Annotated in this window: 12 protein-coding genes; 5 read left to right on the forward strand and 7 right to left on the reverse strand. The window is 71.7% G+C overall.

Going from position 1 to position 13898, the window contains the following annotated elements:
* Positions 1-46 precede the first annotated feature (46 nt).
* The 5 genes from ACI2LY_RS10155 to ACI2LY_RS10175 are packed head-to-tail and all read right to left on the reverse strand — an operon-like array spanning position 47 to position 5693.
* Entirely contained in the window at positions 47-1303 is a 1257-nt protein-coding gene (locus ACI2LY_RS10155) for a styrene monooxygenase/indole monooxygenase family protein (RefSeq protein ID WP_404706775.1), read from the reverse strand.
* A 29-nt stretch (positions 1304-1332) separates the two neighbouring features.
* Positions 1333-1989: a GTP-binding protein gene (locus ACI2LY_RS10160; protein ID WP_404706776.1), complete on the reverse strand. Its 657-nt coding sequence runs from the start codon at positions 1987-1989 to the stop codon at positions 1333-1335.
* The gene (locus ACI2LY_RS10165) at positions 1970-2395 is read right to left on the reverse strand and encodes a DUF742 domain-containing protein (protein WP_404706777.1); all 426 of its coding nucleotides are present in this window, start codon (positions 2393-2395) and stop codon (positions 1970-1972) included. The genes ACI2LY_RS10160 and ACI2LY_RS10165 overlap by 20 nt, the downstream gene beginning before the upstream one ends.
* Positions 2392-2892, reverse strand: coding sequence for a roadblock/LC7 domain-containing protein (locus ACI2LY_RS10170; RefSeq protein WP_388995513.1), 501 nt, complete (start codon positions 2890-2892; stop codon positions 2392-2394). The genes ACI2LY_RS10165 and ACI2LY_RS10170 overlap by 4 nt, the downstream gene beginning before the upstream one ends.
* On the reverse strand, positions 2889-5693 hold the full coding sequence (locus ACI2LY_RS10175; RefSeq protein WP_404706778.1) for a nitrate- and nitrite sensing domain-containing protein: 2805 nt from the start codon (positions 5691-5693) through the stop codon (positions 2889-2891). The genes ACI2LY_RS10170 and ACI2LY_RS10175 overlap by 4 nt, the downstream gene beginning before the upstream one ends.
* Before the next feature lie 381 nt (positions 5694-6074).
* Between ACI2LY_RS10175 and ACI2LY_RS10180 the strand changes: the two genes are divergently transcribed.
* A complete protein-coding gene (locus ACI2LY_RS10180) occupies positions 6075-6863 on the forward strand; it encodes a hypothetical protein (protein ID WP_404706779.1) in 789 nt (262 codons plus the stop codon).
* Positions 6864-6881: 18 nt separating this feature from the next.
* On the opposite strand, the gene ACI2LY_RS10185 is transcribed toward ACI2LY_RS10180, so the two are convergent.
* On the reverse strand, positions 6882-7373 hold the full coding sequence (locus tag ACI2LY_RS10185) for a MarR family winged helix-turn-helix transcriptional regulator (RefSeq protein ID WP_404706780.1): 492 nt from the start codon (positions 7371-7373) through the stop codon (positions 6882-6884).
* Positions 7374-7598: 225 nt separating this feature from the next.
* On the opposite strand from ACI2LY_RS10185, the gene ACI2LY_RS10190 reads away from it, so the two are divergent.
* Complete coding sequence (locus ACI2LY_RS10190; protein WP_404706781.1) at positions 7599-8417, forward strand: lysozyme; 819 nt, start codon at positions 7599-7601, stop codon at positions 8415-8417.
* A 58-nt stretch (positions 8418-8475) separates the two neighbouring features.
* On the opposite strand, the gene lon is transcribed toward ACI2LY_RS10190, so the two are convergent.
* A complete protein-coding gene (lon, locus tag ACI2LY_RS10195; RefSeq protein WP_404706782.1) occupies positions 8476-10905 on the reverse strand; it encodes an endopeptidase La in 2430 nt (809 codons plus the stop codon).
* 126 nt (positions 10906-11031) lie between these two features.
* On the opposite strand from lon, the gene ACI2LY_RS10200 reads away from it, so the two are divergent.
* The 3 genes from ACI2LY_RS10200 to ACI2LY_RS10210 all read left to right on the forward strand — a co-directional run bounded on the left by ACI2LY_RS10200 (position 11032) and on the right by ACI2LY_RS10210 (position 13667).
* Positions 11032-11709: a spermidine synthase gene (locus ACI2LY_RS10200; protein WP_404706783.1), complete on the forward strand. Its 678-nt coding sequence runs from the start codon at positions 11032-11034 to the stop codon at positions 11707-11709.
* A gap of 108 nt (positions 11710-11817) precedes the next feature.
* The gene (locus ACI2LY_RS10205) at positions 11818-12558 is read left to right on the forward strand and encodes a response regulator transcription factor (protein ID WP_388995535.1); all 741 of its coding nucleotides are present in this window, start codon (positions 11818-11820) and stop codon (positions 12556-12558) included.
* A complete protein-coding gene (locus ACI2LY_RS10210) occupies positions 12555-13667 on the forward strand; it encodes an ATP-binding protein (RefSeq protein WP_401447117.1) in 1113 nt (370 codons plus the stop codon). Before ACI2LY_RS10205 ends, ACI2LY_RS10210 begins: the two co-directional genes overlap by 4 nt.
* The last annotated feature ends 231 nt before the right edge of the window (positions 13668-13898 follow it).

Below are 13898 nucleotides of genomic sequence, written 5' to 3' on the forward strand. Positions count from 1 at the left end.
CAGGCGGGCACGGGGCCGGGGTCGTCAGTGCCTCTGCGGCGGTGCGTCAGGCGCCCGCCGCCACCGAGCCGACGTACGCCTCCGTCTTCGCGGGGTCGTAGAAGAAGTTCTCGAAGTCGGCCGGGTTGTCGAAGCCGTTGGCGAAGCGATCGGCGACCGGCTGGAGCTGGCCCGCGGCGCCGATCAGGTTGAGGATGTGCTCCGGCGGCGGGGCCAGCATGGCGTTGGTCCACTTGGTGACGTGCTGGGCGGTGGCCCAGTAGCGGTCGAAGGTGGCCTTCATCCACTCCTCGTCGAACGGCTGGTCGCCGCGCTCCAGGATGGAGTCGAGGTAGGCGGCGGCGCACTTGGACGCCGAGTTGGAGCCCTGGCCGGTGATCGGGTCGTTGGCCACGACCACGTCGGCCACACCGAGGACCAGGCCGCCGCCGGGCAGCCGCCCGATCGGGTTGCGCACGGTCGGCGCGTAGCGGCCCGCCAGGGTGCCCCCGGCGTCGGTCAGTTCGACCTTGGTGGCGCGCGCGTACTCCCAGGGCAGGAACTTCTCCATGAGTTCCAGGGTCAGGGAGAGGTGCTCGGTGGGGTCCTTGACGCCGTTGAACACGTCGAGCGGGCCACCGGGTATGCCCTCCCAGAACAGGATGTCGGCGCGGCCGGAGGTGGTCAGGGTCGGCATCACGAACATCTCGCCGACACCGGGCACCAGGTTGCAGCGGACCGCGTCGAACTCCGGGTGCTCCGGACGCGGGCCGAGCCCGTGCACGTACGCCACCGCGAGCGCGCGCTGCGGCTCGGTGTACGGGGAGCGCTCCGGGTCGCGGCCGAACATCGACACCAGCTCGCCCTTGCCCGCCGAGACCAGCACGAGGTCGTAGGTGCGGGAGAAGTAGTCGAGGTCGCCGACGGCCGCGCCGTGGATGACCAGCTGGCCGCCGCGCTGGGCGAAGGTCTCCATCCAGCCGGCCATCTTGACCCGCTGGTCCACCGACTGGGCGTAGCCGTCCAGCTTGCCGACCCAGTCGATGGCCCGCTGCGAGGGGCCGGGGTCGAAGGAGCCGGGGGCGGCGACCGAGACGCCGAGCCCCTCGATCTTCGGGGCCTGGGACTCCCAGAAGTTCAGCTGGAGGTCACGCTCGTGCTGGAGGGCGGTGTCGAACATGCACTGGGTCGACATGACCCGGCCGGAGCGGATCTCGTCCGCCGTCCGGTTGGACATCAGGGTGACCTCGTAGCCGTGCGACTGGAGGCCGAGGGCGAGCTGGAGACCGGACTGACCGGCTCCGACGACGAGTATCTTCCGCATGCGGGGGTGTCTCCTACGGGGGCTGGGGACTACTCGGGGGTTACGTCGAGCGCGTGGCCCACCAGGGCCAGGAGGGTCTCGATCGCTGAGATCCGGCGCCGCGCATCCATGATCATGACAGGGATGTGGGCGGGTATGGTCAGCGCCTCCCGCACGTCCTCGGGCCCGAACATCTCGGTGCCGTCGAAGTGGTTGACCGCGACCACGTACGGCAGGCCGCAGCTCTCGAAGTAGTCCAGCGCCGGGAAGCAGTCCTTGAGCCGCCGGGTGTCGGCCAGGACCACGGCGCCTATCGCGCCGCGCACCAGGTCGTCCCACATGAACCAGAACCGCTGCTGGCCCGGCGTGCCGAACAGGTAGAGCACCAGGTCGTCGTCGAGCGTGATGCGGCCGAAGTCCATGGCCACGGTCGTGGAGGTCTTGCCCGGCGTGGCGGTGAGGTCGTCGGTCTCCTCGCTCGCCTGGGTCATCAGCGCCTCGGTCTGGAGCGGGGTGATCTCCGAGACCGCGGTGACCAGCGTGGTCTTGCCGACGCCGAACCCGCCCGCCACCACGATCTTCGTGGCGACGGGGGCCCGGCTGCGGTCCTGCTGCCAGGACTTCAGTTCCTCGACGGGCTCGGCCACGCCGTCGACGGGGGGAACGTTCCCGACGGAGGCAGTCGCGTCAGAGACGGCGGAGTCCACTCAGCACCCTTTCCAGCAGCGCGCGGTCCGGACGGCCGGTGCCGTGACCGGTTCCGGTGCCGTAAACACGGATCTTTCCCTGGTCCGCGAGGTCACTGAGGAGCACCCGGACCACGCCGAGCGGCATTCTCAGCAGCGCGGCGATCTCGGCCACCGTGCGCATACGGCGGCACAGTTCGACGATGGCGACCATCTCCGGCATCACGCGCGGCGCGGCCCCGTTCGCCAGTTCCTTGCGCTCCTCCGGGGCGTCGAGCGCCGCGGTGCTGGCCACGAACGTCTCCACCAGGAGGACGTGACCGAAGCGGGTGCGGCCGCCGGTGAGCGAGTAGGGGCGCACGCGGGCGGCCTTGCGGTCGCCGCCGCGCGTGGGGAGCTGCGTCTTCTTCCTGGCGATGGCGCTCATCGGCTGCTCCCGCTCGGTTCGGACTCCATGGATTTCCGCAGTTCGCTGCGGAGTTCCGGGGTCAGCACATGTCCGGCCCGGCCGACGAAGAGCGCCATGTGGTACGCGATCACGCTCATGTCGCACTCGGCGGAGCCGTGCACGCCGAGCAGCGAGCCGTCGCTGATCGACATGACGAAGAGGCTGCCCTCGTCCATGGCGACCATGGTGTGCTTGACCGAGCCGGAGTCCATCAGCTTGGCGGCGCCCACGGTGAGGCTGCCGATGCCGGAGACGATGGTGGCCAGGTCGGCGGCGGAGCCGCGGGGACCTTTGGTCACCGGCCGGTTCTGCCGCTCCGCCTCGGCGCGGCTCGGGTCGGACGACAGCAGGAGGAGGCCGTCGGAGGAGACGACCGCGACCGACTGGATACCGGGTACTTCCTCGACCAGGTTGGTCAGCAGCCAATGCAGGTTGCGGGCTTCACTGCTCAGTCCGTAGGTACTGGGCGTGGTCAACTGCTTGCCTCCTCGGCGTGGCCCCCCGTGGATTCTTCGACGTGTGCACTGCTGGTGGGCCGCTGGTTCTGCGCCGTGTGCTCGGCGATCTCCGCTTCGACGTCCCGGTAACCGGCCTGCGCCCCCTTGCGGAAGCCGCCGAGCCTGCGGCGCAGGGCCTCGGCGTCCACACCGGTGGCGCGCGGGCGGACCGGGGCCTCGGGCACGGTGATCTTCGGGGTGCGCTTGGGCAGACCCTTGCTCGTCAGCTTCTCCTCCGTCTCGTCCGGGGCACGGTCGTGCGTGGCCTCGGCGGGGAGGGGAGTGGCGGATTCGGGAGTGAGGGGCGCTGGGACGACGGGCGCGGGGGTGACGGGTGCGGTCCGGTCGGCGGGGGCGGCCGACGGGAGCAGCAGCTCCATCGTGGTCTCGGGGGCCGACTCGGGCAGGGCCTCGGGCAGCGGCTCCGGCAGCACCTCGGGCGCCGTCTCGGGCGGCAGCTCGCGGGTGGCCTGCCTCGGGATCACCGCTTCACCGGCGTCCGCGTCCGCCTGCTCGGCGAGGGCGCCCTGCTCGGCGATCTCGTTGTCGGCCACGGCCTTCTCGGCGAGGGCGACGAGCGGGTCGGTGCCCTTGGGACGGCCGCGCAGCACGTTGGAATTGGCCTCGGCGTCGGCGCCGGGCAGCGAGAAGCTCTGGGTGCCCGCGGTGCGGGTGGCGTGGTGCGGGACCGCGCCGACCGGGGTCTCGGTGAGCAGCGACCGCGGCAGCACGACGACGGCGGCGACCCCGCCCTGCTTCTGCTCGCGCAGCTGCACCCGGATGCCGTGCCGGTGGGCGAGCCGGGCGACGACGTACAGGCCGAGGCCGAGACCGTCCTCGCCCTCCTGCTCGTACGGCGACTCCGGGTCGAAGTCGGCGAGGCGGCCGTTGAGCCGCTCCATGCGCTCGGCGGCCATGCCGATGCCCTCGTCCTGCACCGACAGCATGACCTCGCCGGACTCCAGGAGCCAGGCGGAGACCTCGACGGGCAGGTCGGGCGGGGAGAACGAGCTGGCGTTCTCCATGAGTTCGGCCAGCAGGTGGGAGAGGTCGTCGGCGGCGAACCCGGCCACATGGGCGTGCGGCGGCAGGGCGGCGATCCGGACGCGCTCGTACCGCTCGATCTCGCTGACGGCCGCGCGGACCACGTCGACCAGCGGGACCGGGCCGTGCGCGGGCTGGATGTGCTCGGTGCCGGAGAGGACCAGGAGGTTCTCGCTGTGGCGCCGCATGACCGTGGCGAAGTGGTCCAGCTTGAACAGGGTGGCCAGGCGCTCCGGGTCCTGCTCGCGCTCCTCCAGCCCCTCGATCACGGAGAGCTGGCGCTCGACCAGGCCGAGGGTGCGCAGCGCGAGGTTGACGAAGGTGCCGCCGATGCTCTCCCGCAGCCGCTCCAACTGGGCGCTGGAGTCGGTGAGTTCGGCACGCAGCGCCTCACGGGCGTCGGCCATCTTCTGCCGCTGGCCGACCAGGTGCTTGCGGTCGGCCTCCAGGGTGGCGACCCGCTCGTGCAGGGTGACGGCGTGGGCGTGCAGGGCGTTCACGGAGCGGACGACCTGGGCGAACTCGTCGTTGCGGCCGGTGAAGGCGATCGGCTCCTGCCCGGCGGGGTCCTCGGCACCGGCCAGGCGGGCCGAGCCCCGGCGCAGCACGGAGAGCGGGCGGGTCAGGGTGCGGGCCATGGCGGTGGCGATGCCGACGGCGACCAGCATCAGGGCGCCGAGCACCGCGATCCGGATCTCCAGACCGGTGACGTCGTCGTCCCGCAGGGCGGCGAGGTTCTGCCCCTGGCGCTCGTAGAGAGCGGACTCGGCGCCGCGCATCAGGTCGACGCGGGCGGAGAGCGCGGCGCCCGCGTTCTTGGCGCTGACGGTGAGCTGCCGGTCGCCGAAGGTGGGCTGGCCGGTGAGGAAGGCCAGGTACTTCTCGGCGGAGTTGACCTCCGGGCCGGTGACCGTGGAGTCGTAGGAGGTGACGGCGTCCTTGGGCGCGGTCTCGCGGAAGGTGGCGAGAGAGGCGTCGGCGCGCAGCCGGGCCCGCTGGGCGGCGGCGGTGAGCGCGTCCCGGCGGGCGGTGTCGTCCTTGCTGCTGTCGCTGGTGGTGACGGGCAGGCCGGTGACCGGGCTGATCGTGGTGCTGGGCGTGGAGGGGACGCTGAGCGCGGCCAGCAGCAGGCCGCGCGCGGCGGCGGACTGCTGGACGGCGGAGTCCAGTTCGGCGAGCGCGTAGGCGCCGGACCCGGCGCGCGGGGGCGTCCGCTCGGCCAGTTCCTCGGCGAGCCGGTGCAGTTCGGTGATGGTGGCCGAGTACGCCTGGTGGGTGCGCAGCGCGTCGGACGTGCCGGTCAGGGCGGTGCGGCGGACGGTGGCGATGCCGTCCAGCGCGGTACGCAGCCGGGACGGCAGGTCGGTGTCCGCGCGCAGGTCCTCGACCTGGCGGTCGACGCGGGTGCCGCGCTGCTCGGAGGGCGCCTTGGTCTTCGGGCGTCCGGCGGCGACGTAGGAGGTGACCTCGTCGCGTTCGTCGGCCAGTGAGTGGGCGAGCGCGAGGGCGTCCTGGGTCTCCTCCGCCCGGGTCACCAGTTCCTGGGACTCATGGAGGTCCCCGGAGGCGGTGAGCAGGGCGGGGGCGCCTGCCGCGGCTATGGCGGCGGCCACCACGGCCACGGCGACGATCAGCCGGTTGCGCACATGGGTGGGACGTCCAGCGCCCACGGGGGTCTGTTCGGTCCCCTGGGGGGCCGTCTGCCTGCCTGTGCGCCGAGGCCGCTTCTTCTGCACCGGTGCTCGCAATCCTGAACTCGTCTACGGAAGGGCCGGGCGGCGCCCCGTCGTCTCGGTGCCAAGTGGTGCGTACACCCGATTCGTGGTTCCCGACCCTCCCAGCGCCGGTGGGCAGTGGCCGCGCATCACCTGACCCGCCACCCGAAGGAGTGAACATCGGAGGGGAGTTGGCGGGCAAGTCGTGACGGCGCGCCGGGCACCCTTGTGCGGCGGGCCGGTTGGACGCGCGGGACAGGCTTTGGCAGTATTCGCCGCCACGCATTCCCGGACCATCTCATTTGCCGCCAATTCCGGCGTCTGAGCTGCACTGTCGCGCCAAAGGGAGCGCGTACTCCGGCCGTTGCCCCGCTTCGTGAAGGACTCGTGCAGACTGGCGGGATGCGCACTGATCTCGTCTCGGAACCCGGCACCGCCGACCGGCCCAACGAGGACTTCGCGGGCGTCGGACTACCCGCCTGCGGTCAGGGCGGTTGCGTGATCTTGCTGGACGGAGTGACACCGCCCCCGTACGCGCCGGGCTGCTCGCACCCGGTGCCCTGGTTCACGGCCCGGCTGGGCGGCAAGCTGACCGAACTGACCGTTTCCCACCGAGATCTGACGCTGGCGGAGATTCTCGGTCGGGCGATCAGCCAAACATCCGAGGCCCATCTGATCACCTGTGACCTTTCTCACCCGCGCACGCCCCAGGCGACGGTGGTGCTGGTGCGCTGGTCGGCACAGACGGTCGAGTACCTGGTGCTCTCGGACTCCGCGCTGCTGCTGCGCGCCCCGGACGGCACGGTGACCCCGGTGCTGGACGACCGGCTGGCCAGGCTGCCGCGCGGGGCGCTGGCGAGCGCGGAAGTGGTGGACGCCGAGCTGCGGAACAAGGAGGGCGGCTTCTTCACGGCCGCCGCCGACCCCTCGGTGGTCCGGTACGCGGTGACCGGCACGGTGCCGCGCGCCGAGGTGCGCTCGCTGGTGGCGCTGACGGACGGCGCGGCCCGCTGGACGGAGAAGTTCCGCGAGGGCGACTGGACGGCCCTGTTCGACCTGGTCGCCAAGGAGGGCACCCGCGCCCTGGTGGACCGGGTGCGGGAACTGGAGCTGGCGGACCGGGAGGAGCGGGCGTTCCTGGGCCGCAGCAAGACGCACGACGACGCGACGGCCGTCCACGTGGAGCTGTGAAGGACCGCCGGGGAGCGGCTACTTCTCCGCGATGTCGTTCAACTGGTGCAGCAGACGCGCGAGTTCGGCAACCTCACGGCGGTCCCAATGGGCGAGCTTGGTGACGTAGCGGGCGCGGCGGGCCTCTCTGACCTGGCCGACCCGGCCCCGGCCCTCGTCGGTGAGGGTGACCAGCCAGGCGCGGCCGTCGGCCGGATCGGGCTCGCGGGCGATCAGGCCGAGGTCCTCCAGGGCGCGCAACTGGCGGGACATGGTGGCCTTGCCGACGCCGATGTAGGCGGCCAGGTCGGTGGCCCGCTGGGCGCCCTGCTCGTCGAGTCGGATGAGCAGGCCGTACGCGGCCGGTTCCAGGTCGGGGTGGACCTCGCGGGCCATCTCGCCCTGGTTGGCCCGCGCCCGCCGCAGCAGCACCGTCAGTTCGCGCTCCAGCGCCAGGAATTCCTGGTCGACACAGCGCGGCGCCACGGGTGCGGCGCCGCCGCCCGTACCGTTGTTCCCGTCCTCGTGCACCTCAGTACCCCTGCCCGGTTTCGCTTCTGAAATTTTCTGCCGGACCCCGTCATCGCCGCAGCTCCGTCAGTATTTCGCAGGCGTAGACCAACGGCGGCATCCGGACCCCCTTCCCACCCCCGTATCTACGTGCGTAGCTTCTTGGACGGGCCCCTCTCGGCGGCCCCGCGCAACAGGCTCGTCGGTCATTTCTGGTCCCCCACCTTTCTCCCGGAAGGCCACGCCATGCCCGTGCACAGACCCGGCCCCGCCCGCCCGCGCACGCTCGCCGTCCTGGTCACGGCCCTGCTCGGTGCGTTCTCGCTGGTCATCGGTACCGCTCCCGCCCATGCCGCGCCCCACCGCGGCGACGCCTACCTCGGCATGGGGGTCCTCTCCCACGACGGCCGCTCCGGTGCCCCGGCGGGCACCCGGGCCGCCCAGACCGAGGGCGTCGACGTCTCCGGCCACCAGGGCGACGTCGACTGGGCCACGCTGTGGAACAGCGGCGTGCGCTGGGCCTACACGAAGGCCACGGAGGGCACCTACTACACCAACCCGTCCTTCGCCCAGCAGTACAACGGCTCCTACAACGTGGGCATGATCCGGGGCGCGTACCACTTCGCCACCCCGGACACCACGAGCGGCGCGGTGCAGGCCAACTACTTCGTGGACCACGGCGGCGGCTGGTCGCGGGACGGGCGGACGCTGCCCGGCGTGCTGGACATCGAGTGGAACCCGTACGGCGACGCCTGCTACGGCATGGCCGGGGCCGCGATGACCAACTGGATCGCGGACTTCCTGAACACCTACCGGGCGCGCACCGGGCGGGACGCGGTGATCTACACGGCGACGAGCTGGTGGACCCAGTGCACCGGCAACACCGCCGCCTTCGGCGCGGTCAACCCGCTGTGGATCGCCCGGTACGCCACCGCGCCGGGCACGCTGCCCGCGGGCTGGGGCGTGCAGACGATGTGGCAGTACACCTCCTCCGGCCCGACCGTCGGCGACCACGACAGGTTCAACGGCGCCCTGGACCGGGTGCAGGCGCTGGCCAACGGTTAGAGACGCGCGAAAGGCCCGAGTCCCCTCGCAGGGAGGGGACTCGGGCCTTCGCCGTACTTCAGGCCGCGGCCGGGACCTCCGCCACGGTGGTGGCGGGCGCGAGGGCCAGCTCCAGCACCTGGCGGACATCGGTCACCGCGTGCACGTCGAGCTTCTCCAGCACCTCGGCCGGGACGTCGTCCAGGTCGGCCTCGTTGCGCTTGGGGATGATCACGGTGGTCACCCCGGCGCGGTGCGCGGCGAGCAGCTTCTGCTTCACCCCGCCGATCGGCAGCACCCGCCCGGTCAGCGAGACCTCGCCGGTCATCGCCACGTCCGTGCGGACCAGCCGGCCGGAGAGCAGGGAGGCCAGTGCGGTGGTCATGGTGACGCCCGCGCTCGGCCCGTCCTTGGGGACCGCGCCCGCCGGGAAGTGGATGTGCGCACCCCGGTCCTTCAGGTCGGCCACCGGCAGCTCCAGCTCCGCGCCGTGACCGCGCAGGAAGCTCAGCGCGATCTGCGCCGACTCCTTCATCACGTCACCGAGCTGACCGGTGAGGGTCAGCCCCGCCGCGCCCGTCTCCGGGTCGGCGAGCGACGCCTCGACGTACAGCACGTCGCCGCCCGCCCCGGTGACCGCGAGCCCGGTCGCCACACCGGGTACGGCGGTACGGCGCTCGGCCGGGTCCTGCGCGGACTCGGGAACGTGGTGCGGACGCCCGACCAGGCCGCGCAGATCCTCCTCGCGGACGGTGAACGGCAGCTCCCGCTCGCCCAGTTCGTGCTGGGCCGCGACCTTGCGCAGCAGCCGGGCCACGGTCCGCTCCAGGGTGCGCACGCCCGCCTCACGGGTGTACTCCCCCGCCAGCTTGCGCAGCGCGCCTTCCTCCAGCGTGACCTCGTCGCCGGTGAGACCGGCGCGCTCCAGCTGGCGCGGGAGCAGATGGTCGCGGGCGATGACGACCTTCTCGTCCTCGGTGTAGCCGTCGAGCCGGACGATCTCCATCCGGTCGGCCAGTGCCTCCGGGATCGCCTCCAGGACGTTGGCGGTGGCGAGGAAGACCACGTCGGAGAGGTCGAGTTCGACCTCCAGGTAGTGGTCGCGGAAGGTGTGGTTCTGCGCCGGGTCCAGCACTTCGAGCAGGGCGGCGGCCGGGTCGCCCCGGTAGTCCGAGCCGACCTTGTCGATCTCGTCGAGCAGCACGACCGGGTTCATCGACCCGGCCTCCTTGACCGCGCGGACGATACGGCCGGGCAGCGCGCCGACGTAGGTGCGCCGGTGGCCCCGGATCTCCGCCTCGTCCCGGACACCGCCGAGCGCGACCCGGACGAACTTCCGCCCCATCGCGTGCGCCACCGATTCACCGAGGCTCGTCTTGCCGACGCCGGGCGGTCCGACCAGCGCCAGCACGGCACCGCCGCGCCGCCCGCCGATCACACCGAGCCCGCGCTCGTCGCGCCGCTTGCGCACCGCGAGGTACTCGGTGATGCGCGCCTTCACGTCGTCCAGACCGGCGTGCTCGGCGTCCAGGATCTCCTTGGCGCCCTGGATGTCGTACGCGTCCTCGGTCCGCTCGTTCCACGGCAGCTCCAGGACGGTGTCCAGCCAGGTCCTGATCCAGGAACCCTCGGGCGACTGGTCGGAGGAGCGCTCCAGCTTCTCCACTTCCTTGAGCGCGGCCTCGCGGACGTGCCCGGGCAGGTCGGCGGCCTCCACGCGGGCGCGGTAGTCGTCGGACTCCTCGGCCGCGTCCGGGCCGTCGCCGTGCAGCTCGCGCAGTTCCTTGCGGACCGCTTCCAGCTGGCGCCGCAGCAGGAACTCGCGCTGCTGCTTGTCGACGCCCTCCTGGACGTCCTTGGCGATGGTCTCGGCCACGTCCTGCTCGGCGAGGTGGTCGCGGAGCTGCTGGGCGGCGAGCCTGAGCCGGGCCACCGGGTCGGTGGTCTCCAACAGCGCGGTCTTCTGGTCGGTGGTGAGGAACGGCGAGTAACCGGAGTTGTCGGCGAGCGCGGAGACGTCGTCGATGGCCTGGACCCGGTCCACGACCTGCCAGGCGCCGCGCTTGCGCAGCCAGGTGGTGGCCAGCGCCTTGTACTCCTTGACCAGGTCGGTCACCTGGCCGGGCAGCGGCTCGGGCACGGTCTCCGCGACCTTGGCTCCCTCGACCCACAGGGCGGCGCCGGGGCCGGTGGTGCCCGCGCCGATGCGCACCCGGTCGCGCCCCTTCACCAGGGCGCCGGGGTCGCCGTCGGCGAGTCTGCCGACCTGCTCGACGGTGCCGAGCACACCGGTCTTCGCGTAGGTGCCGTCGATGCGCGGGACCAGCAGCACCTTCGGCTTGCCGGACTCCGTACGCGCGGCGGCCTGGGCGGCCTCCACGGCGGCCCGGACCTCGGCGTCGCTCAGATCCAGCGGAACGACCATGCCGGGCAGCACGACCTCGTCGTCGAGCGGCAGCACGGGCAGAACGAGCGTGACCTCCATGGGCTCACCCGACTCAGCAGCCATGATCTCCCCTTCAGCAGTCAACTTGAGTAACACTGACTCAATGCCCGTGAGCCGTTGAATGTTCCTCGAACACCGTTCGCTCTCGGCGAACGAAGACTTCCGGGGCGAGCGGGGCAGGATGTCGGCATGACTGCGACGGACGACAGCCCCGTGGTTCTGGACCGGCGCGAGGGGCCGTACGGGGAAGTGGTGCTGCGCCGGAGCGGGGAGCTGCTGCAGATCATCGCCAACGGGTGCTTCCTGATGGACACCTCCGACGGCCGCTCGGAGCGGCTGCTCGTGGACGCGGCGCGGGACGCGCTGGACGACCGCCCGGCGCCGGAGGTGCTGATCGGCGGGCTCGGCGTGGGCTTCTCCCTGGCGCACACGGCCGCCGATCCCCACTGGGGGCGGATCACCGTGGTCGAGCGCGAGCCCGCCGTGATCGACTGGCACCGCGCGGGCCCGCTGGCCGGGATCTCCGCCGACGCCCTGGCCGACCCGCGCACGCGCGTCGTGGAGGCGGATCTCGTCACTTACGTCAATGAGACATCGGACACGTTCGACGCGCTGTGCCTCGACATCGACAACGGCCCCGGCTGGACGGTCACAGAGGGCAACGACAGCCTCTACACACCGGACGGACTCGCCGCGTGCGCAAGGGTGTTGAGACCTGGCGGGGTACTGGCGACCTGGTCCGCGCGGCCCTCTCCGGAATTTGAAGGAACCTTGCGGAATGCCGGTTTCCGGCAGGTGCGTACCGAAGAGGTCCCCGTTGCCCGTGGCGTTCCCGACGTGGTCCATCTCGCCGTCCGACCTGGATAGCGATGGCCAGGCGTGTCCCCGTAATGTGCGGCGTGACGCGGATCATTCAAGCGTCAATCGCAGTCATGGGATCACCCCACGGATTCCGGAAAGCAACAGGGGCGGGCGATGGAGCAGACACACACCTCCCAGACCAGCGCGGCGACGACGTCTCAGGGCGCGCAGCGCCGGGTCCTGGTCGTCGAGGACGACCCCACGATCGTCGACGCCGTCGCGGCCCGGCTCCGTGCCGAGGGATTCCTCGTACAGACGGCCAGTGACGGTCCGTCGGCGGTCGACACGGCCGAGGCATGGCAGCCGGACCTGCTGATCCTCGACATCATGCTGCCCGGCTTCGACGGCCTGGAGGTCTGCCGCCGCGTGCAGGCGTCCCGCCCGGTGCCGGTGATGATGCTCACCGCGCGCGACGACGAGACCGACATGCTGGTGGGTCTCGGGGTCGGCGCCGACGACTACATGACCAAGCCGTTCTCCATGCGGGAGCTGGCCGCGCGCGTGCACGTCCTGCTGCGCCGCATGGAGCGCGCCGCGCTCGCCGCGACCACGCCCCGCTCCGGGATACTCCGGCTCGGCGAGCTGGAGATCGACCACGCGCAGCGCCGGGTGCGGGTGAAGTCCGACGACGTGCACCTGACGCCCACCGAGTTCGACCTGCTGGTGTGCCTGGCCAACACCCCGCGCGCGGTGCTCTCCCGGGAGCAGCTGCTGGCCGAGGTGTGGGACTGGGCGGACGCCTCCGGCACCCGGACCGTGGACAGCCACATCAAGGCGCTGCGCCGGAAGATCGGCGCCGAACGCATCCGCACGGTGCACGGGGTCGGTTACGCGCTGGAGACGCCGACGCCGTGAGTCTCGGACGGGAAGCGGGGCGCCGACGCGCCGGGGGCGGACCCTGGGGCGGCGTACGCCCGTTCTCGATCAAGACCAAGCTGGGCGCGCTGGTCGTCATCTCGGTGCTGATCACCACCGGTCTCTCCATGATCGCGGTGCACACCAAGACCGAACTGCGCTTCATCACGGTCTTCTCGATGATCGCCACGCTGCTGATCACCCAGTTCGTGGCCCACTCGCTCACCGCGCCGCTGGACGAGATGAACGCGGTGGCCCGCTCCATCTCGCACGGCGACTACACCCGCCGGGTGAGCGAGGGCCGCCGCGACGAACTCGGCGACCTGGCCGTCACGATCAACGTCATGGCGGACGAGCTGGAGGCCCAGGACCTCCAGCGCAAGGAGCTGGTGGCGAACGTCTCGCACGAGCTGCGCACCCCCATCGCGGGGCTGCGCGCGGTGCTGGAGAACATCGTCGACGGCGTCACCGAGGCCGACCCGGAGACCATGCGCACCGCGCTGCGCCAGACCGACCGGCTGGGGCGGCTGGTGGAGACCCTGCTCGACCTCTCCCGCCTCGACAACGGCGTGGTCCCGCTGAAGGCCCGCCGCTTCGAGGTGTGGCCGTATCTGTCCGGGGTGCTCAAGGAGGCCAACATGGTCGCCTCGGCGCGCGCCGGACTCGCCTCCGGCTCCGGCAGCCACACCCGTACCGATGTGCATCTGCACCTGGACGTGTCCCCGCCGGAGCTGACCGCGCACGCCGATCCCGAGCGCATCCACCAGGTCGTGGCGAACCTCATAGACAACGCGGTCAAGCACAGCCCGCCGCACGGCCGGGTGACGGTACGGGCCCGGCGCGGGCCGCGTCCGGAGTCGCTGGAGCTGGAGGTGCTGGACGAGGGTCCGGGCATCCCCCGGTCCGAGTGGCACCGCGTGTTCGAGCGGTTCAACCGGGGCCAGGTGACCCGCCCGCACGGTCCGGGCAGCGACGGCGGCACCGGTCTGGGGCTGGCCATCGCCCGCTGGGCGGTGGATCTGCACGGCGGCCGGATCGGTGTGGCCGAATCCGAGCGCGGATGCCGGATCATCGTCACCCTTCCGGGAGCCGTTCCGGCGTCGAGTTGACGCTCCGCGCCCCCATGGGGTTCAGTCGGATGATCAAGATCACAAACGTCCGCCCAGCCGGGCACCTGTGATCAGGCACGGGCCAGCGCGATGCGCCGAGCGAGGACGCTCAGGGCCCCGACGTGGCGTGCCCGCGCATCCTCTCCCGCATCCGGAACCCCGCTTGTTTCCCGCCATTTCACAGCCCGAAACGCGGTTCCCGATGTGACTTACACGACGATGAACGGGCCC

Origin of the sequence: Streptomyces sp. NPDC002176 (assembly GCF_044903645.1) — a bacterium.
Classification (GTDB): Bacteria; Actinomycetota; Actinomycetes; order Streptomycetales; family Streptomycetaceae; genus Streptomyces.